Source organism: Pseudomonas sp. A (assembly GCF_056270345.1).
Map to the genome: position 1 here is coordinate 2,820,718 of NZ_CM149873.1, position 26,608 is coordinate 2,847,325.

The window sequence follows — 26,608 nt, forward strand, 5'->3', positions numbered from 1 at the left end:
TTCGGCTAATGTTGCGCCCCCCGTTTCGAGTGCCCCCGATGCCGCGCCCCGCCTGGTCCCTGTACGCCTATCAACTGATCGAGCCCGATGAGCAGCTCGACCTGTTTGCCTGCCAGGAAGTGCGCATCCACCTGGCCGCCCGCCAGCTCGAGCTGGGCGTGCCGGTCGACCGTACCTTGTGCGGTGGCCTGCTCCCGGCGCAGCCGCGCTGGTCGGGTGTGGAGCGGGCGATCTACCGCGACGAGCGCCTGTGCCCGCTGTGCCGGGCGATCCTCGATGCCCAGCGGCGCGGTATGCGCCCGGTGTGGCCGGAACTCTGAGCGCCTTTCATCATCTGAAACGCTTGCGCCTCCCGCTCGTTTGGGCGCGGGTGTACAATCGTTGTCTTGACTGATCTTTCGAAGGATTTCCCGGATGTTGCCGCGCTTTCCCGCCGTCACCCGTAGCCTGACCCTGGCCGCCCTGCTGGCGACAGGCCCCGCTGTTGCGCTGGAACTGCCGTTGCCAGCTCCCGGTGAAGACGTCGTCGGCCAGGTCCATACCATCAAGGCCAAGTACGAGGACACCTTCGCCGACATCGGCACCGCCAACGACCTCGGCTACCTCGAGATGATCGCCGCCAACCCGGGCGTCGACCCCTGGCTGCCGGGCGCCGGTACCGAAATCGTCCTGCCGACCCGCTACATCCTGCCGCCGGGCCCGCGTGAAGGCATCGTCATCAACCTGGCCGAATATCGCCTGTACTACTACCCGAAAGGGCAGAACGTGGTGCACACCTTCCCGCTGGGTATTGGTCGCGAGGGCTGGGGTTCGCCGATCGCCAACACCAAGATTACCGCCAAGACGCCGAACCCGACCTGGACCCCGCCAGCCTCGATTCGCGCCGAGCACGCCGCCGATGGCGACATCCTGCCGACGGTGGTGCCAGCAGGGCCGGACAATCCGCTGGGGCCGTTCAAGTTCACCCTGGGTGTACCGGGCTACCTGATCCACGGCTCGAACAAGAAGTTCGGCATCGGCATGCGCACCAGTCACGGTTGCTTCCGCATGCTCAACAACAACGTGCTGACCTTGTCGAAGATGGTTCCGGTGGGTACCCCGGTGCGCATCATCAACGAGCCGTACAAGTTCGGCATCAGTGCCGGCAAGGTCTATCTCGAGGCGCATACACCGCTGGACGACCACGGCAATCCGTCGGTGGTCGACAAGCACACCGCGGTCATCAATGCGTTGCTCAAGCGTGAAGACCTGGCCAACAACTTGCGCATGAACTGGGACATGGTTCGCGATGTGGTGGCGGCCGAAGACGGCATGCCGGTCGAGATCGCCGTGCCAACCAATGGTGCAAGCGCGCCGATGGTGTCGAGCATTCCGCCAGAACTGCAGTAAGCGATTGCCCGCTGGCAACTAGCGGGGCACTTTGGGGCCGCCTTGCGGCCCATCGCGGGACAAGCCCGCTCCTACAGGTACGGTAAACGCCATGCCTTTAGGCGTAGGCTTGTCCCGGGGTGGGTCGCCAGGCGGCCCCAGTTGTTTGGGCGGCATCACCTGGCTTTTTTGCAGGCAATAAAAAAGCCGACCCACAAGTGGGTCGGCTCCATAACAATCCGTGAGGATTATTACTTGCGGCTGGCTTTGTCCAGCATACGCAGAGCGCGCTCGTTGGCTTCGTCAGCGGTCTGCTGAGCCTTCTGAGCAGCTGCCAGAGCGTCGTCAGCTTTGCGGTAGGCTTCGTCTGCACGAGCCTGGGCGCGAGCTGCTGCGTCTTCGGTAGCAGTCAGGCGAGCTTCGGTTTCTTTGGATACGCTGCTGCAACCGGTAGCCAGAACTGCGGCCAGAGCCAGAGCAGAGAATTTCAGAACGTTGTTCATCGTGTTCCCCTTCAAGGACTTTCTATTAAATAGCCATCTCTCGGAAAAGAGAAACTGGCCGGCGTACATAGTACCCATTACTTGTAGTAAGTAAACTGACTGAGCGCAAGAACTGCAAAAAAAATGCTGTGGACGGCCCCGGCGACGGGGTTTGTAAACAAAGTGTGAAAATCCTGGCCAGCCTTCGCAAGCGATTGTAGTACAGGAACTTTTTTGTTGAACTAAGGGTGACTTTAACTGTCGACCGGCGTCTTAGCCCTTGAACATCCGGTTGCTGTTGCCGGGCCTCGGGCGGATGGCTGTCAGCATTTTCATTCTGCACAGCTTGAGCATTCTCGCTGGTGCCGCCTACTATTTGAGGGGGCCATCGATGCAGAACGATCCCGGTCGCGCTGCTGTCGAAGGGGCAACAGGTGGCGTAGAGGTTCCTCCGCCGGATAAACCATATCGGTAAGGTAAGGGTCTGCCGACAAGACCTGCGAGGAGTAGTGATGAGCGAAACGCTGACCATCCACCATGACCAGGCCGGTCATCAGTTCGAGACCACCGTGGACGGTCACCGGGCCTATCTGACGTACATGGACCTGGGCAAGCAGACGCTGGACATCTATCGCACCTTCGTCCCCAACGCCCTGCGCGGTCGCGGGATCGCCGCCGCGCTCACCGAGAGGGCGCTGGAGTACGCCGAGCAGATGGGCTACACGGTGATCCCGTCCTGCTCCTACGTCGAGCGTTACATGGAGCGTCAGCAGCGGCATTCGAGCAAGGCCTGACACGGCACACATGAAAACGCCGGGCATTGCCCGGCGTTTTCGTTTGCACGTCTTTTAGCCGCGCTGGCGCTTGGGCAGTACATCCTTGAGCTTGGCATGCATGCTGCGCAGGGTCTTCTCGGTGGCCGCCCAGTCGATGCAGGCATCGGTGACGGACACGCCGTACTGCAGTTCGTCGAGGTTTTTCGGAATCGCCTGGCAGCCCCAGTTCAGGTGGCTCTCGACCATCAGGCCGATGATCGACTGGTTGCCTTCGAGGATCTGGTTGGCGACGTTCTCCATGACCAGCGGCTGCAGGGCCGGGTCCTTGTTGGAGTTGGCGTGGCTGCAGTCGACCATGATGTTGGGCTTGATCTTGGCCTTGACCAGGTCCTGCTCGCACAGGGCGACGCTGACCGAATCGTAGTTGGGCTTGCCGTTGCCGCCGCGCAGCACCACGTGGCCATAGGCGTTGCCCTTGGTGGTGACGATGGACACGCCGCCTTCCTGGTTGATGCCCAGGAATCGGTGCGGCTTGGACACCGACTGCAGGGCGTTGATGGCCACGGTCAGGCCGCCATCGGTGCCGTTCTTGAAGCCGACCGCCGAGGACAGGCCCGAGGCCATCTCGCGGTGGGTCTGGGATTCGGTGGTGCGGGCGCCGATGGCCGACCAGCTGATCAGGTCCTGCAGGTACTGCGGGGAGATCGGGTCGAGCGCTTCGGTGGCGGTGGGCAGGCCCTTCTCGGCCAGGTCCAGCAGCAGTTGGCGACCGATGTGCAGGCCGTCCTGGATCTTGAACGAGTCGTCCAGGTACGGGTCATTGATCAGGCCTTTCCAGCCGACGGTGGTCCGCGGCTTCTCGAAGTACACGCGCATGACCAGGTACAGGGTGTCGGAGACTTCCTCGGCCAGCACCTTCAGGCGCTCGGCGTACTCGTGGGCGGCCTTGATGTCGTGGATCGAGCAGGGGCCGACCACCACGAACAGGCGATGATCCTTGCCGTCGAGGATGTTGCGCACCACTTCACGGCCGGCAGTCACGGTCTGCAGGGCCTTGGCGCTGAGGGGGATTTCCTTCTTGAGCTGATCGGGGGTGATCAAGGTCTCGTTGGAGGCAACGTTAAGGTCATCGATCGGTAAATCAGCCATCGTGTTACTCGTCAGGTCACGGGTGCCGGCCGCCAGCGATCCCCGTGCGGCCCAGCAGCAGATTATTCGCAGCGGGGAGGCCGAACCTTAGCGCGTTAGCGGGGGCGCGACAATGGGCTGGGGCCCGTCGATACGGGGTTTTTGCCCATCGGGTGGCGTTTGCGGGCGGTTCGATGTCGGCTGGGAGGATTTGATCGCGATGGCCGGCACGCGGGTATAGTGGCTGACCCACAACAATGACTCTCGCTCAGGAGCACGGCATGGCGTCCCTCGACCCTCGCATTGGCAATCCCCGCATCGGCATCATCGGCAGCGGCGCAATCGGTGGATTCTACGGCCTGATGCTGGCCCGCGCCGGCTTCGACGTGCACTTTCTGTTGCGCAGCGAATACCTGGCCGTGCGCGAGCAGGGGCTGCGCCTGGACAGCGCGGTGCATGGCCAGGTGCACATGCCGGTGCAGGCCTACGCCTCTGCCGCCGACATGCCGCCCTGCGACTGGCTGCTGGTGGGTGCCAAGGCCACCAGCAACGCGGAGCTGGCGCCCTTGATCGTGCAGGCCGCGGCGCCCGATGCCCGGGTGGTGTTGCTGCAGAACGGCCTTGGCGTCGAGGAGCAGTTGCGCCCGGCCTTGCGCCCGGACCTGCACCTGCTCGGCGGCCTGTGCTTCATCTGCGTCAATCGCGAGGGCCTCGGTGTTATCCGCCACCAGTCGCTGGGCGCGGTGAACCTGGGCTATCACAGTGGTCCTGCGCAGGACGGCGGGGCTGCCGTGGTGGAGGAGGGCGCCGGGCTGTTCCGGGCCGCGGGCATCGATTCCCAGGCCATGGCCGACCTCGATCAGGCGCGCTGGCAGAAGCTGGTGTGGAACGTGCCCTACAACGGCCTTTCGGTGTTGCTGCAGGCCAGCACCACGCCCTTGATGGGCGATGCCGACAGCCGCGCGCTGATCCAGGCGTTGATGGCCGAAGTGGTGGCGGGCGCCAAGGCCAGTGGCCGCGAGCTGCCGGCGGGCTATGCCGAGCACCTGTTCCGAATCACCGAGAAGATGCCGGACTACTGGCCGAGCATGTACCACGACCATGTCCAGCAGCGGCCGCTGGAGCTGCAGGCGATCTATGCCGAGCCCCTGGCCCGGGCCCGCGCGGCCGGTTGCGCGTTGCCGCGCATGGAGGCGTTGTACCAGGCCCTGGCGTTCATCGACCGGCGTAATCGGCAGGCCTGAAGCCCGCGGCGGCTGTGCGCCGGACGGCCAGGCGACCGCCGATGGCGCTGCTAAGCTCAAGCTTGCTCTGCCGTCGCGGCAGTCGAGGAGGTCGAATGATCCGTTCCATGCTGTTTGCCACTGACCTCGGTGTCTATGCGCCCTTCATCATGCAGCACGCCCTGGCCCTGGCGCGGACCTTCAACGCAGAGCTGTATGTGATTCATGCCGTGGAGCCCATGGGCCAGTTCGCCGAATCGTTGCTGCAGAGCTACCTCGATGAGCAGACCCTCGATGCGCTGCACAGCGAGGGCGTCAACACGGTCATGGCCAATATCGAGCAGCGGGTGCTGGAGAACTTTCGCGACGAGATGACCGAGCCGGCCGACCTGGCATTGATCCGCGCGGTGCGGGTGCGCCAGGGCGATCCGGCCCAGGTGATCCTCGAGCAGGCCCAGCGGTTGTCGGTCGACCTGCTGATCTTCGGCAGCCACAGCGCCGGCGCGGGGGTGGATGTGCCGATCGGCCGCACGGCGGTGCGGCTGCTGCAACTGTCACCGGTGCCGGTGTACATGGTGCCGTTGGCTCACCATCTTGGACGTAGGAAATCGTGAACCTAGCGGTAGGACTTTTTCCAGCGAACGTAACAAAATAGTTCTAGATTTATTTCTCAAGCCACTAATATAGTTATAACTCGTCGCTGCCGGCGCGCCGGTGACCTACCGCCTTTGAGGGATATCTATGAAGCTTCAGCAACTGCGCTACATCTGGGAAGTGGCGCACCATGACCTCAACGTTTCCGCGACGGCGCAGAGCCTGTACACCTCCCAACCGGGTATCAGCAAGCAGATTCGCCTGCTCGAGGACGAGCTGGGCGTCGAGGTCTTCGCCCGCAGCGGCAAGCATCTGACCCGCGTCACCCCGGCGGGCGAGCGCATCATCAATACCGCCGGCGAGATCCTGCGCAAGGTCGAAAGCATCAAGCAGATCGCCCAGGAATTCTCCAACGAGAAGAAGGGCACCCTGTCGATCGCCACCACCCACACCCAGGCGCGCTACGCGCTGCCGCCGGTGATCAGCAACTTCATCAAGCAGTACCCGGAAGTCGCCCTGCACATGCACCAGGGTTCGCCGATGCAGATCGCCGAGATGGCGGCCGACGGTACCGTCGACTTCGCCATCGCCACCGAGGCGCTGGAGCTGTTCGGCGACCTGATCATGATGCCGTGCTACAAGTGGAACCGCTGCGTGGTGGTGCCCCAGGGGCATCCGCTGACCAAGCTACCGAAGCTGACCCTGGAAGCGGTGGCCGAGTACCCGATCGTCACCTACGTGTTCGGCTTCACCGGCCGTTCCAAGCTCGACGAAGCGTTCAATCACCGTGGCCTGACGCCGAAGGTGGTATTCACCGCCGCCGACGCCGACGTGATCAAGACCTATGTGCGCCTGGGCCTGGGCGTGGGCATCGTGGCCAAGATGGCGGTCGACCCGAAGCTCGACAGCGATTTGGTGTGCCTGGACGCCAGCGAGCTGTTCGAGGCCAGCATCACCAAGATCGGCTTCCGTCGCGGCACCTTCCTGCGTGGCTTCATGTGCGACTTCATCGAGAAGTTCGCGCCGCACCTGACCCGTGAGGTGATGGCCAAGGCGATCCAGTGCCATAACAAGCAGGAGCTCGAAGAGCTGTTCGAAGGGGTCGAGCTGCCGGTGCACTGATCTGAAATAGCTGGGGCCGCTTTGCGGCCCTTTCGCGGCACAAGGCCGCTCCTACATGGGGATCACGTTTTCCGTGTAGGAGCGGCCTTGTGCCGCGAAAGGGGCGCGAAGCGGCCCCTGCTGTTTCAAGCCTTGCTGATCAGGTTGCCGGCGTGCAACCCGCACTCCTTCTGCGTCGACTCTTCCCACCACCAACGCCCTTCGCGCTCGTGCTGGTTCGGCAGCACCGGCCGGGTGCAGGGCTCGCAGCCGATGCTGATGAAACCGCGCTCGTGCAGGCTGTTGTAGGGCAGCTCGAGCATGCGGATGTAGCCCCAGACTTCCTCGCTGGTCATCTGCGCCAGCGGGTTGAACTTGTACAGGGTGCGCTCCGGGGTGGAGAAGGCGCTGTCGATCTCCAGCGCCGCCACCTGGCTGCGGGTGCCGGGGCTCTGGTCGCGGCGCTGGCCGGTGGCCCAGGCGCTGACGGTGGCCAGCTTGCGGCGCAGCGGTTCGATCTTGCGGATGCCGCAGCACTCGCCGTGGCCGTCCTTGTAGAAGCTGAACAGGCCTTTTTCCTTGACGAACGGGTCGAGCTTGTCGCGATCCGGGCTGAGGATCTCGATGGGCAGGTTGTACTGCTCGCGCACCTGGTCGATGAACCTGTAGGTCTCCGGGTGCAGGCGGCCGGTGTCGAGGCTGAACACCTTGACCTGCTTGTTCAGTTTCCAGGCCATGTCCACCAGCACCACATCCTCGGCGCCGCTGAAGGAGATCCACAGGTCATCGCCAAAATGCTCGAAGGCGAGCTTGAGGATCTCCTGCGGGGACTTGCTGGCGTAGGTCGCGGCCAGGGCGGCGACGTCGAAGGGTTGGCTCATCAGGCGGTTTCCATCGGTTGAGTGGCGCTGTGCGCTCGTAGTGGTCAGATGGTAACAAAAAATGGCGGGGCAGACGTTTATCTCAAGGGTTTGTGCTGCCTGCGCGGGCCCTTTCGCGGGTAAACCCGCTCCCACAGGTGTCGAGTGATCCCGGCAGTGGCGCAGGCCTTGTGGGCGCGGGCTTGCCCGCGAAGCAGGCGCCGCCGATCACAGGGCCTGCAGCGTTTCCATCAGCACTCGCACCTTGGCGATCGACTCTTCATATTCGGCCTGCCAGTCCGAGTCGGCCACCACCGCGCCGCCACCCCAGCAACTGACCTGGCCATCCTTGACCAGCAGGCTGCGGATGGCGATGGAACTGTCCATCTCGCCGCGCACATCGACATACAGCAGCGAGCCGCAGTACAGCGCCCGGCGCGCCGGCTCCAGCTCGTCGATGATCTGCATGGCGCGGATCTTCGGGGCGCCGGTGATCGAGCCGCCGGGGAAGCTGCCGCCGATCAGGTCCAGGGCGTCCTTGTCGGCGGCCAGGCGGCCGACCACGCTGCTGACCAGGTGATGAACGTTGGGGTAGCTCTCCAGGCTGAACAGCTCCGGCACCTTCACCGAGCCGGTCTGGCAGGTACGGCCGATGTCGTTGCGCAGCAGGTCGACGATCATCAGGTTTTCCGAGCGATCCTTGGGGCTGGCCAGCAGTTCGGCGGCGTTGCGCGCATCCTCGGCCGGGTCGGCGGCGCGCGGGCGGGTGCCCTTGATCGGCCGGGTCTCGACTTCGCCCTGGCTGACACGGATGAAGCGCTCGGGGGAGAAGCTCAGCAGCGCCGTGTCTTCATCCAGCTGCTGGTAGCCGGAAAACGGCGTCGGGCAGGCGGCGCGCAGGGCCTGGTAGGCGCGCCATGGGTCGCCCTGGCAGGGGGCGCGAAAGCGCTGGGTGAGGTTGATCTGGTAGCAGTCGCCGGCCTGGATGTAGCGCTGCACCTGGTCGAACGCCGCCCGGTACTGCTCGGGGCGAAGATCGCCGGTCATCGGCGCGAGCAGGTGGAAGTCACCGCTATCACCTGGGGTGCTGGCCTCGAACAAGGTGATGAGCCGTTGCCGCTCGTCCTCGGGCAGGCTTGGGTGGAACACCAGCTGGCTGCTGCACAGCCGATGGTCGGACACCAGTGCCCAGGCATACAGCCCCAACCGGGCGTCGGGCAGGCCGAGGTCGTCGACCGCGTGCGTCGGCAACTGCTCCAGGCGCCGGCCGAAGTCGTAGCTCAGGTAGCCGATCAGGCCGCCGGCAAACGGCAGCTCGATGCCCTCGGGCAGTTGTGCCGTCCCCAGGTCGGCCAGGGCCTGGCGTAGGCGCTGCAGGTAGTCGCGACCGTCTTCCTCGGGGCGTGCCTGCAACTGCTGCAGCGGCCAGGCGCTGAGCAGGTCGTAGCGGCCGCGTTCGGCGCCTGGGCGGGCGCTGTCGAGCAGGGTCGCGCCGGGCGCGCGGCGCAGGCGTTCGAAGTAGAAGGCAGGGTCGGGCTGGTAGGGCAGGGGGTGGAGCGTACAGGTCGGCATCAGGATGGACGGCGATGAACAAGCGAGGTGGGCGATTGTAGACCCGTGGGGGGAATGCGCCTAGCGCTGGCAGCGACATTCGCCATCTGGATCTGCGCATTCCCCCTGTAGGAGCGGCCTTGTGCCGCGAAAGGGCTGCAAGGCAGCCCCCGGGATTTCCGCGTTGATGCAGAGATTGTCGGGGCCGCTTTGCGGCCCTTTCGCGGCACAAGGCCGCTCCTACATGGAGCGCGGTTACAGTGGGTTGACGTGCCCGAACAGCCCTTGCGAGACCTTCACGCGCTGCTCGGCATCCTCGCTGCGACCTTCCTTGGCCAACATCTCCAGGTGCGCCTCGATGGCGTGGGTGCGCTGGGTCAGGCCGCAGTCGTTGGCGATCTGGATGTTCAGGCCGGGGCGGGCGTTGAGCTCGAGGATCAGCGGGCCCTTGTCCTGGTCCAGGACCATGTCCACGCCGATGTAGCCCAGGCCGCACAGCTCGTAGCAGCTGGCGGCGAGCTTCATGAAACCGTCCCAGTTCGGCAGTTGCACGCCGTCCACCGCGTTGGTGGTGTCCGGGTGCTTGCTGATGATCTTGTTCAGCCAGGTGCCGCGCAGGGTCAGGCCGGTGGCCAGGTCCACGCCCACGCCGATGGCGCCTTGGTGCAGGTTGGCCTTGCCGCCGGACTGGCGGGTCGGCAGGCGCAGCATGGCCATCACCGGGTAGCCCATCAGCACGATGATGCGGATGTCCGGCACGCCTTCGTAGCTGATGCTCTTGAAGATCTGGTCCGGGGTGACCCGGTACTCGATCAGCGCGCGGTCGCGGTGCCCGCCCAGCGAGTACAGGCCGGTGAGGATGCTGGAGATCTGGTGCTCGATTTCCTCGTGGCTGATGATCTTGCCCGAGACCGTGCGGTAGCGGTCCTCGAAGCGGTCGGCGATCACCAGGATACCGTCACCGCCGGCGCCCTGGGCCGGCTTGATGACGAAGTCGCTGCGTCCGCCGATGATCTCGTCGAGTTTCTCGATCTGCTTCTCGGTTTCGATGATGCCGTACATCTCCGGCACATGGATGCCGGCCGCCAGGGCGCGCTCCTTGGTGATGATCTTGTCGTCGACGATCGGGTACAGGTGGCGCTTGTTGTACTTCAACACGTAGTCCGCGTTGCGCCGGTTGATACCCATGATGCCCCGGGCCTCCAGGGCTTTCCACGTCTTGATCAGGCCAAACATCAGGCGTCAGCCTTCTTCAGGAATGCCTTGAAGCGCACGAGCTCGGTCAGGCGGTAGCCGCGGTAGCGACCCATCGCCAGCATGAAGCCCACCAGGATCAGCAGCACCGCCGGGAAGGTGAAGACGAAGTACACCGCTTCCGGCACGGTCATCAGCAGGTGCGCGATAGAGGCGGCGAACAGGGTGCCGACGGCCACTTTCATGGCATGGCTGCCGCCACGCTCTTCCCAGGTGATCGACAGGCGCTCGATGGTCATGGTCAGGATCACCATCGGGAACAGTGCCACCGACAGGCCGCGCTCCAGGCCCAGCTTGTGGCTGAACAGGCTGATGGCCGCGATCAGCACCACGACGAAGGTCAGCACCACCGACAGGCGTGGCAGCATTTGCAGTTTCAGGTGTTCCAGGTACGAGCGCAACGACAGGCCCAGGGCGGTGATCACCGTGAACAGGATGATGCCGAAGCCCAGCTGGGTCTCGCGGAAGGCCAGGGCGATCAGCACCGGGGTGAAGGTACCCAGGGTCTGGATGCCGATCAGGTTGCGCAGCACCAGGATCACCAGTACGCCGATCGGGATCATCACCATGATCATGAAGGTCTGCTGGGTCTGCAGCGGCAAGCCGTACAGCGAGTACTCGAGGAAGTCGGCGTCGGTGTTCTCGTCGGTCAGCTTGGCCAGGCGGATGGCGTTCATCTCGCTGTTGTTCATGCTGAAGGTGACGTTGGCTTTCTTGCCACCATCGACGGTGATCAGGTTGTCGTCGCCGGTCCACCACAGCAGGCGGTCACTGGGCAGGCCCTGCTCGCCGGTCTCCGGGTTGAAGTACAGCCAGTCGTTGCCATTGAAGCTGCGCAGCCACAGTTCGGGGCTCTGCGGGGTGTCGGCCACCAGGCGGATGGTGTGGACCTTCTCCAGTGGCACGTGGGCAATGGACAGCAGCAGGTCGATGACCTGGGCTTTTTTCATGGGCGAATTGTCGCCGGCCAGCAGCAGCTTGGCGTTGTCGTCGCTGGCATTGTTGACCCGCTTGATGGTCTCGCTGACGAAGGTCTCGACGTCGGCCGAGTGCTGGCGGATCGGTGCCATCAGCGCTTCGGCGGCGATCTTCTCAGGGCCCTCGACGGCCAGGCTGTCGCGGAAGGTCGGGCCCTTGATCTTGGCTTTTTCGTTGCTGTAGCGCTTGGTCAGCACCAGCCGGTAGTAGAGGGTCTGGTTGCCGCTGGCGCGACGGGCCGACCAGGTCACCTTGCGGTTGCCGTCGGCGCGGTTGACGCTGACCCCATAGTTGTTGGAGATGAAGCTCTCGTTGAGGCTCACGTAGTCACGGTTCAGCGGGGGCACGAACATCTGCACCTTGACCGGATCCTTGGCGCTGGCGACGAACTCGACCTTGGCGTCGATGTTCCACAGGTCGTCGGTCTCGTCCTCGGTCACCGGGATGCCGAGGGCGAAGATCTGGTAGGCCGTGATCGCGATGCCCAGCACTACCAGGACGGTGATCAGGACTTTCAGATGGAGGGTAAGAGAGCGCATCGGAATTACTCTGCTTTGGGAGCTTCGGTGGCGCAGGCAGGTTTGCCGGCCGCGTATTTAAGGCTTGGGTCGACCAGCGCACCGAAGTGCTTGAGGGCCTCGGAACCGATCAGCAACGGGAACTGGAAAGCGCTGCGGTCGGTGAGGTTGACCTCGATGGTGCGTCGTGTCTGGCCCATGCAGATGTCGAGTTCGATGACCGGGCGGGCAGTGTAGGCCTTGCCCGAGTCGGCATCATAGTCCCCGGCGCGGCGCTTGATCTTGCTGACGCGGGCCAGGGGGCGTTCGATGGGGTGCTTGTGCGCGGCGTCGATGGCCAGGTAGAAGCGCACCCAGCTCTCGCCGTTGCGCTTGAAACGCTTGATGTCGCGGGCGCTGAGCGAGGCGGTCTTGGCGCCGGTGTCGAGCTTGGCCGCCACTTCCAGGTCAAGGTCGCCCAGGCGGGCGTATTCGTTCAGGCCGTACACGGTCTTTTCGGCCGCGGGCGCGAGCGCCGGCAGCAGGGTCAGGCAGAGCAGCAATAAAGCGGGTTTGAGTCTCATAATCCTGGCGCGGTGCTGTGCAGGTTTCAGGGCAAGGCGACTGGCCAAGCGTCCTCATTGATCTGTCAACAACATGAAATGATGACAGACACACTATCCATGCTCCCGAAGGAGCGCGGCATTCTATCACGCCGGTGTGTTGACGCCAGCGCGCCCGCGATCTGACCGCATCAGCGCGGGGTAAGTTCGTTATTAGACGATTGTCGACAATATTCTTTTTGTCTTTGACTCCACTTCTCTATTTGGCTAGTTTTGGCGTCACTGATTTTGAAGGTGTCGACAATCATGCTGGACACAGCCCCGGCCACCACGCTGCCCCACGACGATACCGAGACCCTCTCGGAGCACGTCTTCCGGCGCATCCAGGCCGCCATCGTCAAGGGCGAGATCGCCCCTGGCAGCAAGATCTCCGAGCCGGAGCTGGCGCGCACCTACGGCATCAGCCGCGGCCCGCTGCGCGAGGCGATTCACCGCCTGGAGGGCCAGCGCCTGCTGGTGCGCGTGCCCCATGTCGGCGCCCGGGTGGTGTCGCTCAGCCATGCCGAGCTGATCGAACTGTACGAAATCCGCGAATCCCTTGAAGGCATGGCCTGCCGACTGGCCGCCGAGCGCATGAGCCAGGCGGCCATCGACGAGCTGCGCCACGTGCTCGACACCCACGAGCGCGACGCCGCGTTCCAGGCCGGGCAGGGCTACTACCAGCAGGAAGGCGACTACGACTTCCACTACCGGATCATCCAGGGCAGCGGCAACCAGACCCTGTACAAGATGCTCTGCGGCGAGCTGTACCAGCTGGTGCGCATGTACCGCATCCAGTTCTCCAGCACGCCCAACCGTCCGCGCCAGGCCTTCGCCGAGCACCACCGCATCCTCGATGCCATCGAAGCCCGCGACGGCGAACTGGCAGAACTCCTGATGCGTCGCCACATCGGCGCATCCAAACGCAATATCGAGCGCCACTACCAAGGTGCCGACAACAATAGCCCACGAGGTGAGTCATGACAGTGAAGAGCACGCCCGGCCAGCGTTTCCGTGACGCGGTCGCCGCCGAACATCCGCTGCAGGTGGTCGGGACCATCAACGCCAACCACGCCTTGCTGGCCAAGCGCGCCGGTTTCAAGGCCATCTACCTGTCCGGCGGCGGTGTCGCCGCCGGCTCCCTGGGCCTGCCGGACCTGGGCATCAGCGGCCTGGACGACGTGCTCACCGACGTACGGCGCATCACCGACGTCTGCGACCTGCCGCTGCTGGTGGATGTCGACACCGGTTTCGGCGCCTCGGCCTTCAACGTCGCCCGCACCGTCAAGTCGATGAGCAAGTTCGGCGCTGCCGCCATTCATATCGAGGACCAGGTCGGCGCCAAGCGTTGCGGCCACCGCCCGAACAAGGAGATCGTCTCGCAGCAGGAGATGGTCGACCGCATCAAGGCCGCCGTCGACGCCCGTACTGACGACAGCTTCGTGATCATGGCGCGCACCGACGCGCTGGCAGTGGAGGGCCTGAACGCCGCCCTGGACCGCGCCGCGGCCTGTGTCGAGGCCGGCGCCGACATGATCTTCCCGGAAGCCATCACCGAGCTTTCGATGTACAAGACCTTCGCCGACCGGGTGAAGGCGCCGATCCTGGCCAACATCACCGAATTCGGCGCCACGCCGCTGTACACCACCGAGGAACTGGCCTCGGTCGACGTGTCGCTGGTGCTGTACCCGCTGTCGGCCTTCCGCGCCATGAACAAGGCGGCCGAGAACGTCTACACCGCGCTGCGCCGCGACGGCACCCAGAAGAACGTGATCGACACCATGCAGACCCGCATGGAGCTCTACGATGCCATCGGCTACCACGCCTTCGAGCAGAGCCTCGATGCGTTGTTCGCGCAGAAAAAAGGGTAAATGAATAGCTGTGCCAGCCTCTTCGCGGGTAAACCCGCTCCCACAGGTTTCAGAGATTGCGCCAAACCTGTGGGAGCGGGTTTACCCGCGAAGAGGCCGGCACAGGCAAACCGATTAGCCAGAAAAGACTTCGATAACAAATTCAAGAAAGGAGAAACACCATGGCCGAAGCAAAAGTACTCAGTGGCGCGGGCCTGCGTGGCCAGGTGGCCGGTCAGACCGCGCTGTCGACCGTCGGCCAGGCCGGCGCCGGCCTGACCTACCGCGGCTATGACGTGCGCGACCTGGCCGCCGGCGCCGAGTTCGAGGAAGTCGCCTACCTGCTGCTGTACGGCGAGCTGCCGAGCAAGGCCGAGCTTGCCGACTACAAGCACAAGCTCAAGGGCCTGCGCGACCTGCCGCAAGCGCTGAAGGAAGTGCTGGAGCGCATCCCGCGCGATGCCCACCCGATGGACGTGATGCGCACCGGCTGCTCGGTGCTCGGCACCCTGGAGCCGGAACTGACCTTCGACGCCCAGCGCGAGAAGACCGACCGTCTGCTGGCGCTGTTCCCGGCGGTGATGTGCTACTGGTACCGCTTCACCCACCACGGCGTGCGTATCGATTGCACCAGCGACGAGGACACCCTCGGCGGCCACTTCCTGCACCTGCTGCACGGCAAGAAGCCGAGCGAGCTGCACGTCAAGGTGATGAACGTCTCGCTGATCCTCTACGCCGAGCACGAGTTCAACGCCTCGACCTTCACCGCCCGGGTCTGCGCCTCGACCCTGTCCGACCTGTACTCCTGCGTGACCGCCGCCATCGGCTCGCTGCGCGGCCCGCTGCACGGCGGCGCCAATGAGGCGGCGATGGAACTGATCGAGCGCTTCCAGACCCCGCAGGAGGCCACCGCCGAGCTGCTGCGCATGCTCGAGCGCAAGGACAAGATCATGGGCTTTGGCCATGCGATCTACAAAGAGTCCGATCCGCGCAACGAGGTGATCAAGGGCTGGGCCAAGCAACTCGCCGACGAAGTCGGTGACACCGTGCTGTACCCGGTTTCCGAAGCCATCGACAAGACCATGTGGGAACAGAAGCGCCTGTTCCCCAACGCCGATTTCTACCATGCCTCGGCGTACCACTTCATGGGCATCCCGACCAAGCTGTTCACCCCGATCTTCGTCTGCTCGCGCCTGACCGGCTGGGCCGCGCACGTGTTCGAACAGCGCGCCAACAACCGCATCATCCGCCCGAGCGCCGAGTATGTCGGCGTCGAGCAGCGCCAGTTCGTGCCGATCGAGCAGCGTTGAGCTGAAGCCGCTGGGGCTGCCTTGCAGCCCTTTCGCGGCACAAGGCCGCTCCTACAGGGGGCGGCGCAACATCTGTAGGAGCGGCCTTGTGCCGCGAAAGGGGCGCGCAGCGCCCCCCGTGGCCTGACCTGCAGTCCGCATACCGTGACCGAGCCCGATAACGATATGAACACCGCATTCCGCAAGAACCTGCCAGGCACCGCCCTGGACTACTTCGACGCCCGTGCCGCGGTCGAGGCGATCAAGCCCGGCGCCTACGACGGCTTGCCATATACCTCCCGCGTACTGGCCGAAAACCTGGTGCGTCGCTGCGATCCGGCCACCCTCGACGCATCGCTCGAGCAACTGATCGAGCGCAAGCGCGACCTCGATTTCCCCTGGTTCCCGGCCCGCGTGGTGTGCCACGACATCCTTGGCCAGACCGCCCTGGTCGACCTCGCCGGGCTGCGCGACGCCATCGCCGACAAAGGCGGCGACCCGGCCGCGGTCAATCCGGTGGTGCCGGTACAACTGATCGTCGACCATTCGCTGGCTGTGGAATGCGGTGGCTTCGACCCGCAGGCGTTCGACAAGAACCGCGCCATCGAGGATCGCCGTAATGAAGACCGCTTCCACTTCATCAACTGGACCAAGCAGGCGTTCAAGAACGTCGACGTGATCCAGCCGGGCAACGGCATCATGCACCAGATCAACCTGGAGAAGATGTCGCCGGTGATCCACAACGATCACGGCGTGGCCTACCCGGACACCTGCGTCGGCACCGACAGCCACACCCCGCACGTGGATGCCCTGGGTGTGATCGCCATCGGCGTCGGCGGCCTGGAGGCCGAGAACGTGATGCTCGGCCGCGCCTCGTGGATGCGCCTGCCGGAGATCGTCGGCGTCGAGTTGACCGGTCGCCTGGCGCCGAACATCACCGCCACCGACCTGGTGCTGGCGCTCACCGAGTTCCTGCGCAAGCAGAAGGTGGTCGGCGCATACCTAGAGTTCCACGGTGCCGGCGCCAGCGCGCTGACCCTGGGCGACCGCGCCACCATCTCCAACATGGCCCCGGAATACGGCGCCACTGCGGCGATGTTCGCCATCGACCAGCAGACCATCGACTACCTCAAACTCACCGGCCGCGATGACCAGCAGGTGCAGCTGGTGGAGACCTACGCCAAGGCCACCGGCCTGTGGGCCGACAGCCTGGCCAAGGCCGAGTACGAGCGTACCCTGAGCTTCGACCTGTCGAGCGTGGTGCGCAACATGGCCGGCCCGTCCAACCCGCACGCCCGGGTGGCCACCAGCGACCTGGCGGCCAAGGGCATCGCCGGCCAGTGGGAAGAAGTGCCGGGGCAGATGCCGGATGGCGCGGTGATCATCGCCGCCATCACCAGCTGCACCAACACCAGCAACCCGCGCAACGTGATCGCCGCCGGCCTGCTGGCGCGCAACGCCAACAAGCTCGGCCTGGTCCGCAAGCCATGGGTCAAGTCGTCGCTGGCGCCGGGCTCCAAGGCCGTGCAGCTGTACCTCAAGGAAGCAGGGCTGGAGCAGGAACTGGAGCAACTGGGCTTTGGTATCGTCGCCTTCGCCTGCACCACCTGCAACGGCATGTCCGGCGCGCTGGACCCGGTGATCCAGCAGGAGATCATCGACCGCGACCTGTACGCCACCGCCGTGCTGTCGGGCAACCGCAACTTCGACGGGCGCATCCACCCGTACGCCAAGCAGGCGTTCCTGGCTTCGCCGCCGTTGGTGGTGGCCTATGCCATCGCCGGCACCATCCGCTTCGATATCGAGAAGGATGTGCTGGGCGTGGTCGACGGCAAGGAGATTCGTCTGAAGGATATCTGGCCGAGCGATGAAGAGATCGACGCCGTGGTGCGCGCCTCGGTCAAGCCCGAGCAGTTCCGCCAGGTGTACATCCCGATGTTCACCATCGAGGAGGACAAGGGGCCGAAGGTCGCGCCGCTGTACGACTGGCGCCCGATGAGCACCTACATTCGCCGCCCGCCTTACTGGGAAGGCGCCCTGGCCGGTGAGCGCACCTTGCGCGGCATGCGCCCGCTGGCGGTGCTGCCGGACAACATCACCACCGATCACCTGTCGCCGTCCAACGCCATCATGCTCGACAGCGCCGCGGGTGAGTACCTGGCGAAGATGGGCCTGCCAGAGGAGGACTTCAACTCCTATGCCACCCACCGCGGTGACCACCTGACCGCCCAGCGCGCCACTTTCGCCAACCCCAAGCTGTTCAACGAGATGGTGCGCAAGGACGACGGCAGTGTGAAGCAGGGTTCGCTGGCACGTATCGAGCCGGAAGGCAAGGTGACCCGCATGTGGGAGGCCATCGAGACCTACATGCAGCGCAAGCAGCCGCTGATCATCGTTGCCGGTGCCGACTACGGCCAGGGTTCGTCCCGTGACTGGGCAGCCAAGGGCGTGCGCCTGGCCGGTGTCGAGGCGATCGTCGCCGAAGGCTTCGAGCGCATCCACCGCACCAACCTGGTGGGCATGGGCGTGCTGCCGCTGGAGTTCAAGCCGGGCACCGACCGCAAGACCCTGGGCCTGGATGGCAGCGAGACCTATGACGTGCTCGGTGAGCGCACGCCGCGGGCGACGCTGACCCTGGTGGTGACGCGACGCAACGGCGAGCGTGTCGAGGTGCCGGTGACCTGCCGCCTGGATACCGCCGAAGAGGTGTCGATCTACGAGGCGGGTGGCGTGTTGCAGCGCTTTGCCCAGGACTTCCTGGAAGGCGCGGCTTAACAGGAGCGGCATGGCCCCTGTGGGAGCGGGTTTACCCGCGAATGCGTCAGCAGGATCAACATCATTGCTTGATCAAGCGCCTTCGCGGGTAAACCCGCTCCCACAGGGTGTCGTGCAAGACAGGAATTGACCATGACACATGTACCGCAAATCAAAATCCCCGCCACCTACCTCCGTGGCGGCACCAGCAAAGGCGTGTTCTTCCGCCTCCAGGACCTGCCCGAGCAGGCGCAGATTCCTGGCCCGGCCCGCGACGCCCTGCTGCTGCGGGTGATCGGCAGCCCCGACCCGTACGGCAAGCAGATCGACGGCATGGGCGGCGCCACCTCCAGCACCAGCAAGACAGTGATCCTGTCCAAGAGCATCAAGCCCGACCACGACGTCGACTACCTGTTCGGCCAGGTCTCGATCGACAAAGCCTTCGTCGACTGGAGCGGCAACTGCGGCAACTTGTCCGCCGCGGTCGGCTCGTTCGCCATCAGCAGCGGGCTGGTCGATGCCGCGCGCATTCCGCGCAATGGCATCGCCACCGTGCGGATCTGGCAGGCCAACATCGGCAAGACGATCATCGCCCATGTGCCGATCACCGAAGGCGAGGTGCAGGAAACCGGCGATTTTGAGCTCGACGGCGTGACCTTCCCAGCCGCCGAGGTGCAGCTGGAATTCCTCGACCCGGCCGCCGACGAGGACGGTGACGGCGGGGCGATGTTCCCCACCGGCAACCTGGTCGACGACCTCGAGGTGCCGGGTGTCGGCACCTTCAAGGCGACCCTGATCAATGCCGGCATCCCGACCATCTTCGTCAATGCCGCCGATATCGGCTATACCGGTACCGAGCTGCAGGACGCCATCAATGGCGATGCTGCGGCATTGCAGCGTTTCGAGACCATCCGTGCCCATGGCGCGGTGCGCATGGGGCTGATCGAGCACATCGACCAGGCCGCCGGACGCCAGCACACGCCGAAGGTGGCGTTCGTCGCGGCGCCGACCGGCTATACCTCCTCCAGTGGCAAGGTTGTTGCCGCCGAGGACGTCGACCTGCTGGTGCGCGCGCTGTCGATGGGCAAGCTGCACCACGCGATGATGGGTACCGCGGCGGTCGCGATTGGCACTGCCGCAGCGATCCCGGGGACGTTGGTCAACCTCGCCGCCGGTGGCGGAGAACGAAGTGCCGTGCGTTTCGGCCATCCGTCCGGAACGCTGCGGGTCGGGGCCGAGGCGCGTCAGGTGGACGGGCAGTGGACCGTGACCAAGGCAATCATGAGCCGAAGTGCTCGGGTGCTGATGGAGGGCTGGGTGCGCGTGCCTGGCGATAGTTTCTAAGGCATCAGTGGCGTTCGGCTTTCGTTGGTTGGGGCCGCTTTGCGGCCCTTTCGCGGCACAAGGCCGCTCCTACAGAGGATTGCACTCTCCCTGTAGGAGCGGCCTTGTGCCGCGAAAGGGCTGCAGAGCAGTCCCGGCAATCCAGAAGGGAGCTGTATATGAGCGCAAACGTAGACCTCAACACCCGCCCCGACTACGACCAGGTCCTGCAGACCCTCGCCGACTATGTGCTCGGCTATCGCGTCGATTCCCCCGAAGCCCTCAGCACCGCCCGCCATTGCCTGATGGACACCCTGGGCTGCGGCCTGCTGGCCCTGCGCTTCCCTGAGTGCACCAAGCACCTCGGCCCGCTGGTCGAGGGCACCCTCGTTCCCCATGGCGCCCGCGTACCCGGCACCAGCTACCGCCTCGACCCGGTCAAGGCCGCCTGGGATATCGGCTGCATCGTCCGCTGGCTGGACTATAACGACACCTGGCTGGCGGCGGAGTGGGGCCATCCCTCGGACAACCTCGGTGGCATCCTGGCGGTCACCGATCACCTGTCGCAAAAGCGCGTGGCCATCGGCGAGGCGCCCCTGGTCATGCGCGAGGTGCTCGATGCCATGGTCATGGCCCACGAGATCCAGGGCGTGCTGGCGCTGGAGAACTCGTTCAACCGGGTCGGCCTGGACCATGTGCTGCTGGTCAAGGTCGCCTCCACGGCGGTCTGCGCCAGGCTGATGGGCGCCAATCGCGAGCAACTGCTGTCGGCGCTGTCCCATGCCTTCGTCGATGGCCAGGCCCTGCGCACCTACCGCCATGCGCCCAATGCCGGCTCGCGCAAGTCATGGGCGGCGGGGGATGCCTCCAGCCGCGGCGTGCGCCTGGCCGATATCGCCCTGCGCGGCGAGATGGGCGTGCCCGGCGCGCTGACCGCCAGGCAGTGGGGCTTCTACGATGTGTCGTTCAGCCACACCAACAAGGACCTGGCGCTCAAGCCCGAGCCGCTGCGTGAACTGCGCCTGCCGCAGCCGTTGGGCAGCTACGTGATGGAAAATGTGCTGTTCAAGATCAGTTTCCCCGCCGAGTTCCACGCCCAGACCGCCTGCGAAGCCGCGGTGACCCTGCATCCGCAAGTGCGCAACCGCCTGCACGAGATCGACCGGATCGTCATCACCACCCATGAGTCGGCAATCCGCATCATTTCCAAGGAGGGGCCGCTGGCCAACGCCGCAGACCGTGACCACTGCCTGCAGTACATGACCGCCGTGCCGCTGATCTTCGGCGAGCTGGTGGCCGAGCACTACGAGGATGCCTTCCATGCCGCGCACCCGAGCATCGACCGACTGCGCGAGAAGATGGTGATCGTCGAGGAGCCGCGTTTCAGCCGCGAGTACCTGGAGGCCGACAAGCGCTCCATCGCCAATGGCGTGCAGGTGTTCTTCAAGGACGGTTCGCACACCCCCCAGGTGGTGGTGGAGTACCCGATCGGGCATCGGCGGCGGCGGGAGGAGGGGATGCCGTTGCTCGAGGCCAAGTTCAGGGAGAACCTGGCGACGCGGTTTGCGCGGCAGCGTTGTGAGGCGATCCTGGATGTGTGCAAGGATCAGCAGACGCTGGAGGCCATGCCGGTGCACAGGTTCCTTGATCTGTTCGTTATCTGAGGCTGCCTGTTCCGGCCTCTTCGCGGCTAAAGCCGCTCCCACAGGTCTATCGTGATCTTGAAGAGTTCGGGTTTCCTGTGGGAGCGGCTTTAGCCGCGAAGAGGCCAGCAAAGCCAACACAAGCCAACAAAAAAGCCCCGGTATCGCTACCGGGGCTTTCGCTTACAACGTACTGCTCAGTTTACGCCTGAACCACCGGGATCTTGGCGTTGGCCGCCGCTTCGCGGAACTCGGCGATCTGGTCGAAGCTCAGGTAGCGGTAAACGTCGGCAGCCATGCTGTCGATGTCTTTCGCGTACTGCATGTACTCTTCGACGGTCGGCAGCTTGCCGATGATCGAAGCAACTGCAGCCAGCTCGGCCGAGGCCAGGTACACGTTGGTGGCGTCGCCCAGACGGTTCGGGAAGTTACGGGTCGAAGTGGAGACCACGGTGGAACCGGTCTGCACACGTGCCTGGTTACCCATGCACAGCGAGCAGCCTGGCATTTCCATGCGCGCGCCAGCCTTGCCGTAGATGCCGTAGTAGCCTTCTTCGGTCAGCTGGTGGGCGTCCATCTTGGTTGGCGGGGCCAGCCACAGACGGGTCGGGATACCACCCTTGACCTTGTCCAGCAGCTTGCCGGCGGCGCGGAAGTGACCGATGTTGGTCATGCACGAACCGATGAACACTTCGTCGATCTTCTCGCCCTGTACCGAGGACAGCAGGCGGGCATCGTCCGGGTCGTTCGGCGCGCAGAGCACAGGCTCTTTAACGTCGGCCAGGTCGATCTCGATGATCTCGGCGTATTCGGCATCGGCGTCGGCCGACAGCAGCTCAGGCTTGGCCAGCCAGGCTTCCATGGCCTGGGCGCGGCGCTCCAGGGTGCGGGCATCGCCGTAGCCTTCGCCGATCATCCAGCGCAGCAGGGTGATGTTGGACTGCAGGTACTCGGCGATGGCCTTCTCTGGCAGCTTGATGGTGCAACCGGCGGCGGAACGTTCGGCCGAGGCGTCGGACAGCTCGAAAGCTTGCTCGACGGTCAGGTCGTTCAGGCCTTCGATCTCCAGGATGCGGCCGGAGAAGGCGTTCTTCTTGCCTTTCTTCTCGACGGTCAGCAGGCCCTTCTGGATCGCGTAGTAAGGGATGGCATGGACCAGGTCACGCAGGGTGATGCCAGGCTGCAGCTTGCCCTTGAAGCGGACCAGGATCGACTCCGGCATGTCCAGCGGCATGACGCCGGTAGCGGCGGCGAAGGCCACGAGGCCGGAACCGGCCGGGAACGAGATGCCGATCGGGAAGCGGGTGTGCGAGTCGCCACCGGTGCCGACGGTGTCAGGCATCAGCATGCGGTTCAGCCAGCTGTGGATGATGCCGTCGCCCGGGCGCAGCGACACGCCGCCACGGGTGCGGATGAAGTCTGGCAGGGTGTGGTGGGTGGTGACGTCGATCGGCTTCGGATAGGCCGCGGTGTGGCAGAACGACTGCATCACCAGGTCGGCGGAGAAGCCCAGGCACGCCAGGTCTTTCAGCTCGTCGCGGGTCATCGGGCCCGTGGTGTCCTGGGAACCGACGGTGGTCATCTTCGGCTCGCAGTAGGCACCTGGACGCACGCCCTGGCCTTCCGGCAGACCGCAGGCGCGACCGACCATCTTCTGCGCCAGGGTGAAGCCCTTGGTCGAAGCGGCTGGCTGCTCGGGTTTCTTGAACAGGTCGGAAGCCCCCAGGCCGAGTTCGGCACGGGCTTTCTCGGTCAGGCCACGGCCAACGATCAGCGGAATACGGCCGCCGGCGCGGACTTCGTCGAGCAGTACTTCGGTCTTCAGCTCGAAGCTGGTGACCAGTTCGTCGCTGCCATGACGGCGTACTTCACCTTTGAACGGGTAGACGTCGATGACGTCGCCCATGCCCAGGTTGGTGCAGTCGAATTCGATCGGCAGGGCGCCGGCGTCTTCCATGGTGTTGTAGAAGATCGGGGCGATCTTGGTGCCGAAGCAGAAACCACCGGCGCGCTTGTTCGGAACAAACGGGATGTCGTCGCCGAAGAACCACAGCACCGAGTTGGTGGCGGACTTACGCGAGGAGCCGGTACCGACCACGTCACCGACGTAGGCAACCGGGAAGCCCTTGGCCTTGACCGCTTCGATCTGGGCCAGCGGGCCGACCGAACCTGGCTGCGAAGGCTCGATGCCGTCGCGGGCCATCTTCAGCATGGCCAGGGCGTGCAGCGGGATGTCAGGGCGCGACCAGGCATCCGGGGCAGGGGACAGGTCGTCGGTGTTGGTTTCGCCAGGCACCTTGAACACGGTCAGGGTGTACTTGTCGGCGATTGCCGGACGGCTGGTGAACCACTCACCGGCAGCCCAGGACTCCAGCACGGCCTTGGCGTGGGCGTTGCCCGCCTTGGCTTTTTCGGCCACATCGTGGAAGGCATCGAACATCAGCAGGGTGTGCTTGAGCTGTTCGGCCGCGACGGCGCCCAGTTCGGCGTCGTCCAGCAGCGCGACCAGCGTTTCGATGTTGTAGCCGCCCTGCATGGTGCCGAGCAGCTCGGTGGCGTGCTTGTGGTCGATCAGCGGGGACTTGGTTTCACCCTTGGCGACGGCGGAGAGGAAAGCGGCCTTGACGTAGGCGGCTTCGTCGACTCCTGGCGGAACGCGGTTGGTGATCAGGTCTACGAGGAAGGCTTCTTCGCCGGCCGGCGGGTTTTTCAGCAGCTCGACCAGGCCTGCAGTTTGTTCGGCGTTCAGCGGCTGGGGCACGATACCCAGAGCGGCACGCTCTTCGATGTGTTTGCGGTAGGCTTCAAGCACAGTTATTACCCTCATCAGTGGTCCCTAAAGGGAGTCCGGGACGCTCATCCAGCATTCCATGCACCCATGCGCTCAAGACGGCTTTTTGAGCCGGCAAGCCAGGGTCGCAGAGAATCCTTACAGAAGCTGCTTTCAAAGTTTTACGCCTGTAGAACGGAAGGCTGATGAGGGGTTGGCCCTGGCCATGCGCGCTTGCATGGACAGGGCCAACGCCGTTCTACCGGATGAACTGTGCTCGTGACGCTTTGAAAACAGCTTCCAACGGACATTGTTGCCTTGAAAAGGCGGAGTGATTCTACGGCAAAAATAAGCCGAAAGTAAGGCGGCGAAGATGACTTTAACGGGTGACCCTGGTTAGACAAAGGGCTAACATGAACCGGTGTTCCACCGCCAAGCCGTTGTTTCTACATGTCCAACCAATCCATCAAGACCCCTTGCGTCGGCCTGTGCTCCACGGTCTACGGCGACCTGGTGTGCCGCGGCTGCAAGCGCTTTCACCACGAAGTGATCCACTGGAACGGCTACGACGACGAGCAGAAGCGCGCCGTGTGGCTGCGCCTGGAGCAACTGCTGGTGCAGGTGATGATGGCCAAGCTGGAAGTGTTCGACAAAGAGCTGCTGCGCCAGCAGCTGGAGCAGCGCTCGATCCGTTTCGTGGCGCAGCAGTCGGAGTATTGCTGGGCGTATCAGCTGATCGCCCGTGGGGCGCGGATGATTCGTGACCTGGAGGCGTACGGGATGGCGCTGTTGCCGGAGTTCCGCGACTGGGACCTGCCGCAGTTGCGCGATGCCATCGACCGGGAATTCTTTCTGTTGTCGGAGGCGCATTACCAGCGCTATATCGCGCCGAGCTTTCTGCGTGATGCCCTGGATCGCGGGCAGGACTGAAGCTCTGGGGTGATAGTGCTGGCCTCTTCGCGGGTTTACCCGCGAAAAGGCCGGTGCAGATCAGTCACCGGTGTACTCGCACCCGCTGGTGCAGGTCTCATGGATGCGCACCTTCGAAAGCTCCGGCAGCAGCGGCTTGACCTGGTCCCAGATCCACTTGGCGATCACTTCGCTGGTGGGGTTTTCCAGGCCGGGAATATCGTTCAGGTAGTTGTGGTCCAGTTGCTCGTAGATCGGCTTGAAGATCGCCTTGATCTCCGAGAAATCGCGGATCCAGCCGGTGTGCGGATCGAGCGGGCCGGTCAGGTGCAGGGCGACCTTGAACGAGTGGCCATGCAGGCGACCACACTTGTGGCCGGCAGGGACGTTGGGCAGGCGGTGAGCCGATTCGAAGGTAAATTCCTTAAAGATTTCCACGCTGGCATAACTCTGTGTGAATCAACGATGCGCGCAGTCTACCAGCATGCCCGCTACAAGGCTTGCAACCGATCCTGCAACCGCTCGGTGGCGATCAGTTCCAGCAGCTCGTCGCCCAGGCGCCGGCTTTCGGCCATGGCCTGGTACCAGTAGCGCCTGCGGCCCGGCGCATCACCCATGAAACGCTTGAAGTCGTTGCGGTCCGGCAGCTTGCCGTAGGGCAGGGCGGCCAGGTACTGCGGCGACGGGGTCATCAGCAGCACGTTCTGCAGGCGCGTGGCGTCGCCCTTGCGCCAGGGCAGGGCCTTGTCGAACCAGCCGGGCACCACCTTGTCGGTGAAGTGCGGGTAGAGCACCAGGTCGTCGCCCTGGTAGGGCAGGTCCAGGTGATAGTCGAGCAGGCCGCCGTCGCGGTAGGTGCCGGCCCCGGCGCCGGGGATGTCGCGCACGCCTTCCATGACCATGGGGATCGAGCCCGAGGCGAGCAGGGCGTGGCGCAGGTTGGCCAGGTCCAGCGGCAGGCTGCGCGACGGGAAGTCGGTCAGTGGCTCCAGTGGCGGCGCGGCGCGTTGGTCGTGGAGGATGACCCGCTCGAAATGCCGGCCCAGGCGCGCGCGCCCCAGCAGGTTGCTGGCGATCACCGAGGACAGGCCCATGCCCAGGCGGCCGCGGTGGTCGTGGGCGAGCTGGCCATGGCTCTTCACCACCAGGATGTTCAGGCGGTAGTGCGGGTTGGCCAGGACCTGCCCGTCGCGGCCCTGCAGCAGGTCGTCGAGCATGCGCTGGCAGCTCTGGCTGATCGCTTTCGGCGTCACGCCCTTGGCGAAGTCCTGCTCGGTATACAGCTCGCCCAGGCGGCGGATGCCGGCGACCGGGTCGTCGAGACAGGCGCTGGCGAAGCGCCAGGCGCCGATCGAGGCGCCGATCAGCGCACGCTGGCGCGGCGCGCTGGGCAGCCACTCACCGAACAGCGCCAGGTCCAGGCCCTGGATCCCCAGCGGCTTGGGGCCGCCGGCGGCGCCCGGCAGCACACCGACATCTTCGGCCCGCAGGCCGCGCTCGCGGATCTGCCGCAGGGCACGCTGGCCGGCCTTGAAGGTCAGGGCGGGGTACTTGATGTGGATGGCGCTCATGGCGGGGTCTCGGGTGGGGCAGGCGGGCAGTATAGAGTGTATCGCTGGGCTGGACGTACACATCCCCCTGTAGGAGCGGCCTTGT

The 26,608-nt window shown here is 64.6% G+C and carries 23 protein-coding genes; 13 read left to right on the forward strand and 10 right to left on the reverse strand.

Annotation, left to right across the window (positions count from 1 at the left end; all coding sequences use genetic code 11):
• Positions 1-38: 38 nt before the first annotated feature.
• Entirely contained in the window at positions 39-320 is a 282-nt protein-coding gene (locus tag AC0MAZ_RS12855; RefSeq protein ID WP_028692618.1) for a hypothetical protein, read from the forward strand.
• A 94-nt stretch (positions 321-414) separates the two neighbouring features.
• Positions 415-1,389 (forward strand): L,D-transpeptidase family protein, encoded by a 975-nt coding sequence (locus AC0MAZ_RS12860; protein WP_203647368.1) that lies wholly within the window; start codon positions 415-417, stop codon positions 1,387-1,389.
• 230 nt (positions 1,390-1,619) lie between these two features.
• On the opposite strand, the gene oprI is transcribed toward AC0MAZ_RS12860, so the two are convergent.
• Positions 1,620-1,871, reverse strand: coding sequence for an outer membrane lipoprotei OprI (oprI, locus tag AC0MAZ_RS12865; RefSeq protein ID WP_003259780.1), 252 nt, complete (start codon positions 1,869-1,871; stop codon positions 1,620-1,622).
• A gap of 491 nt (positions 1,872-2,362) precedes the next feature.
• Between oprI and AC0MAZ_RS12870 the strand changes: the two genes are divergently transcribed.
• Complete coding sequence (locus AC0MAZ_RS12870) at positions 2,363-2,644, forward strand: GNAT family N-acetyltransferase (protein WP_203647366.1); 282 nt, start codon at positions 2,363-2,365, stop codon at positions 2,642-2,644.
• Between the two features lie 54 nt (positions 2,645-2,698).
• Here the strand turns inward: AC0MAZ_RS12870 and AC0MAZ_RS12875 are convergent, their stop codons facing one another.
• Positions 2,699-3,775 (reverse strand): 3-deoxy-7-phosphoheptulonate synthase, encoded by a 1,077-nt coding sequence (locus AC0MAZ_RS12875; RefSeq protein ID WP_028692615.1) that lies wholly within the window; start codon positions 3,773-3,775, stop codon positions 2,699-2,701.
• A gap of 260 nt (positions 3,776-4,035) precedes the next feature.
• Between AC0MAZ_RS12875 and AC0MAZ_RS12880 the strand changes: the two genes are divergently transcribed.
• From AC0MAZ_RS12880 to cysB, 3 genes are all read left to right on the forward strand, one after another.
• Positions 4,036-4,998: a putative 2-dehydropantoate 2-reductase gene (locus tag AC0MAZ_RS12880; protein WP_232855876.1), complete on the forward strand. Its 963-nt coding sequence runs from the start codon at positions 4,036-4,038 to the stop codon at positions 4,996-4,998.
• 95 nt (positions 4,999-5,093) lie between these two features.
• Entirely contained in the window at positions 5,094-5,591 is a 498-nt protein-coding gene (locus AC0MAZ_RS12885; protein WP_110738113.1) for a universal stress protein, read from the forward strand.
• A 127-nt stretch (positions 5,592-5,718) separates the two neighbouring features.
• Complete coding sequence (gene cysB / locus AC0MAZ_RS12890) at positions 5,719-6,693, forward strand: HTH-type transcriptional regulator CysB (protein ID WP_011533140.1); 975 nt, start codon at positions 5,719-5,721, stop codon at positions 6,691-6,693.
• Positions 6,694-6,818: 125 nt separating this feature from the next.
• Here cysB and AC0MAZ_RS12895 read toward each other — a convergent pair whose 3' ends face one another.
• The 5 genes from AC0MAZ_RS12895 to rloA all read right to left on the reverse strand — a co-directional run bounded on the left by AC0MAZ_RS12895 (position 6,819) and on the right by rloA (position 12,396).
• Positions 6,819-7,553 (reverse strand): phosphoadenylyl-sulfate reductase, encoded by a 735-nt coding sequence (locus AC0MAZ_RS12895; RefSeq protein ID WP_050705067.1) that lies wholly within the window; start codon positions 7,551-7,553, stop codon positions 6,819-6,821.
• A gap of 207 nt (positions 7,554-7,760) precedes the next feature.
• A complete protein-coding gene (gene pabB / locus AC0MAZ_RS12900) occupies positions 7,761-9,104 on the reverse strand; it encodes an aminodeoxychorismate synthase component I (RefSeq protein WP_475861307.1) in 1,344 nt (447 codons plus the stop codon).
• Between the two features lie 234 nt (positions 9,105-9,338).
• Complete coding sequence (locus tag AC0MAZ_RS12905) at positions 9,339-10,319, reverse strand: alpha-L-glutamate ligase-like protein (RefSeq protein ID WP_028692610.1); 981 nt, start codon at positions 10,317-10,319, stop codon at positions 9,339-9,341.
• On the reverse strand, positions 10,319-11,854 hold the full coding sequence (gene rloB / locus AC0MAZ_RS12910; protein WP_475861309.1) for an osmotic stress tolerance membrane protein RloB: 1,536 nt from the start codon (positions 11,852-11,854) through the stop codon (positions 10,319-10,321). The genes AC0MAZ_RS12905 and rloB overlap by 1 nt, the downstream gene beginning before the upstream one ends.
• Before the next feature lie 5 nt (positions 11,855-11,859).
• Entirely contained in the window at positions 11,860-12,396 is a 537-nt protein-coding gene (rloA, locus tag AC0MAZ_RS12915; RefSeq protein ID WP_110738108.1) for a retropepsin-like aspartic peptidase RloA, read from the reverse strand.
• 285 nt (positions 12,397-12,681) lie between these two features.
• Between rloA and AC0MAZ_RS12920 the strand changes: the two genes are divergently transcribed.
• The 6 genes from AC0MAZ_RS12920 (at position 12,682) to prpD (ending at position 21,294) form a co-directional block, all read left to right on the forward strand.
• Positions 12,682-13,398, forward strand: coding sequence for a GntR family transcriptional regulator (locus AC0MAZ_RS12920; RefSeq protein WP_475861312.1), 717 nt, complete (start codon positions 12,682-12,684; stop codon positions 13,396-13,398).
• Positions 13,395-14,285 (forward strand): methylisocitrate lyase, encoded by an 891-nt coding sequence (gene prpB / locus AC0MAZ_RS12925; RefSeq protein ID WP_232855879.1) that lies wholly within the window; start codon positions 13,395-13,397, stop codon positions 14,283-14,285. Before AC0MAZ_RS12920 ends, prpB begins: the two co-directional genes overlap by 4 nt.
• 161 nt (positions 14,286-14,446) lie before the next feature.
• Positions 14,447-15,574, forward strand: coding sequence for a bifunctional 2-methylcitrate synthase/citrate synthase (gene prpC, locus AC0MAZ_RS12930; protein WP_475861314.1), 1,128 nt, complete (start codon positions 14,447-14,449; stop codon positions 15,572-15,574).
• Between the two features lie 165 nt (positions 15,575-15,739).
• Complete coding sequence (acnD, locus tag AC0MAZ_RS12935) at positions 15,740-18,328, forward strand: Fe/S-dependent 2-methylisocitrate dehydratase AcnD (protein ID WP_203647358.1); 2,589 nt, start codon at positions 15,740-15,742, stop codon at positions 18,326-18,328.
• 132 nt (positions 18,329-18,460) lie between these two features.
• Positions 18,461-19,651 carry a 2-methylaconitate cis-trans isomerase PrpF gene (prpF, locus tag AC0MAZ_RS12940; protein WP_475861316.1) on the forward strand — a complete coding sequence of 397 codons (1,191 nt, stop codon included), beginning with the start codon at positions 18,461-18,463 and terminating at the stop codon, positions 19,649-19,651.
• Positions 19,652-19,809: 158 nt separating this feature from the next.
• Positions 19,810-21,294, forward strand: a complete 1,485-nt coding sequence (prpD, locus tag AC0MAZ_RS12945; protein WP_475861317.1) for a 2-methylcitrate dehydratase — start codon at positions 19,810-19,812, stop codon at positions 21,292-21,294.
• 181 nt (positions 21,295-21,475) lie between these two features.
• Here prpD and acnB read toward each other — a convergent pair whose 3' ends face one another.
• Positions 21,476-24,085 carry a bifunctional aconitate hydratase 2/2-methylisocitrate dehydratase gene (gene acnB, locus AC0MAZ_RS12950; RefSeq protein ID WP_475861422.1) on the reverse strand — a complete coding sequence of 870 codons (2,610 nt, stop codon included), beginning with the start codon at positions 24,083-24,085 and terminating at the stop codon, positions 21,476-21,478.
• Between the two features lie 408 nt (positions 24,086-24,493).
• On the opposite strand from acnB, the gene AC0MAZ_RS12955 reads away from it, so the two are divergent.
• Positions 24,494-24,973 (forward strand): DUF1289 domain-containing protein, encoded by a 480-nt coding sequence (locus AC0MAZ_RS12955; RefSeq protein ID WP_203647356.1) that lies wholly within the window; start codon positions 24,494-24,496, stop codon positions 24,971-24,973.
• A gap of 60 nt (positions 24,974-25,033) precedes the next feature.
• On the opposite strand, the gene queD is transcribed toward AC0MAZ_RS12955, so the two are convergent.
• Complete coding sequence (queD, locus tag AC0MAZ_RS12960; RefSeq protein ID WP_023630589.1) at positions 25,034-25,390, reverse strand: 6-carboxytetrahydropterin synthase QueD; 357 nt, start codon at positions 25,388-25,390, stop codon at positions 25,034-25,036.
• A gap of 53 nt (positions 25,391-25,443) precedes the next feature.
• Positions 25,444-26,523 (reverse strand): patatin-like phospholipase family protein, encoded by a 1,080-nt coding sequence (locus AC0MAZ_RS12965; protein ID WP_232855884.1) that lies wholly within the window; start codon positions 26,521-26,523, stop codon positions 25,444-25,446.
• Positions 26,524-26,608 lie beyond the last annotated feature (85 nt).

Excerpts from the sequence above, each read along its gene's own strand:
- AC0MAZ_RS12855 (WP_028692618.1), top strand. The coding sequence starts at position 39 with ATGCCGCGCCCCGCCTGGTCCCTGTACGCCTATCAACTGATCGAGCCC.
- AC0MAZ_RS12860 (WP_203647368.1), top strand. The coding sequence starts at position 415 with ATGTTGCCGCGCTTTCCCGCCGTCACCCGTAGCCTGACCCTGGCCGCC.
- oprI (WP_003259780.1), bottom strand. The coding sequence starts at position 1,871 with ATGAACAACGTTCTGAAATTCTCTGCTCTGGCTCTGGCCGCAGTTCTG.
- AC0MAZ_RS12870 (WP_203647366.1), top strand. The coding sequence starts at position 2,363 with ATGAGCGAAACGCTGACCATCCACCATGACCAGGCCGGTCATCAGTTC.
- AC0MAZ_RS12875 (WP_028692615.1), bottom strand. The coding sequence starts at position 3,775 with ATGGCTGATTTACCGATCGATGACCTTAACGTTGCCTCCAACGAGACC.
- AC0MAZ_RS12880 (WP_232855876.1), top strand. The coding sequence starts at position 4,036 with ATGGCGTCCCTCGACCCTCGCATTGGCAATCCCCGCATCGGCATCATC.
- AC0MAZ_RS12885 (WP_110738113.1), top strand. The coding sequence starts at position 5,094 with ATGATCCGTTCCATGCTGTTTGCCACTGACCTCGGTGTCTATGCGCCC.
- cysB (WP_011533140.1), top strand. The coding sequence starts at position 5,719 with ATGAAGCTTCAGCAACTGCGCTACATCTGGGAAGTGGCGCACCATGAC.
- AC0MAZ_RS12895 (WP_050705067.1), bottom strand. The coding sequence starts at position 7,553 with ATGAGCCAACCCTTCGACGTCGCCGCCCTGGCCGCGACCTACGCCAGC.
- pabB (WP_475861307.1), bottom strand. The coding sequence starts at position 9,104 with ATGCCGACCTGTACGCTCCACCCCCTGCCCTACCAGCCCGACCCTGCC.
- AC0MAZ_RS12905 (WP_028692610.1), bottom strand. The coding sequence starts at position 10,319 with ATGTTTGGCCTGATCAAGACGTGGAAAGCCCTGGAGGCCCGGGGCATC.
- rloB (WP_475861309.1), bottom strand. The coding sequence starts at position 11,854 with ATGCGCTCTCTTACCCTCCATCTGAAAGTCCTGATCACCGTCCTGGTA.
- rloA (WP_110738108.1), bottom strand. The coding sequence starts at position 12,396 with ATGAGACTCAAACCCGCTTTATTGCTGCTCTGCCTGACCCTGCTGCCG.
- AC0MAZ_RS12920 (WP_475861312.1), top strand. The coding sequence starts at position 12,682 with ATGCTGGACACAGCCCCGGCCACCACGCTGCCCCACGACGATACCGAG.
- prpB (WP_232855879.1), top strand. The coding sequence starts at position 13,395 with ATGACAGTGAAGAGCACGCCCGGCCAGCGTTTCCGTGACGCGGTCGCC.
- prpC (WP_475861314.1), top strand. The coding sequence starts at position 14,447 with ATGGCCGAAGCAAAAGTACTCAGTGGCGCGGGCCTGCGTGGCCAGGTG.
- acnD (WP_203647358.1), top strand. The coding sequence starts at position 15,740 with ATGAACACCGCATTCCGCAAGAACCTGCCAGGCACCGCCCTGGACTAC.
- prpF (WP_475861316.1), top strand. The coding sequence starts at position 18,461 with ATGACACATGTACCGCAAATCAAAATCCCCGCCACCTACCTCCGTGGC.
- prpD (WP_475861317.1), top strand. The coding sequence starts at position 19,810 with ATGAGCGCAAACGTAGACCTCAACACCCGCCCCGACTACGACCAGGTC.
- AC0MAZ_RS12955 (WP_203647356.1), top strand. The coding sequence starts at position 24,494 with ATGTCCAACCAATCCATCAAGACCCCTTGCGTCGGCCTGTGCTCCACG.
- AC0MAZ_RS12965 (WP_232855884.1), bottom strand. The coding sequence starts at position 26,523 with ATGAGCGCCATCCACATCAAGTACCCCGCCCTGACCTTCAAGGCCGGC.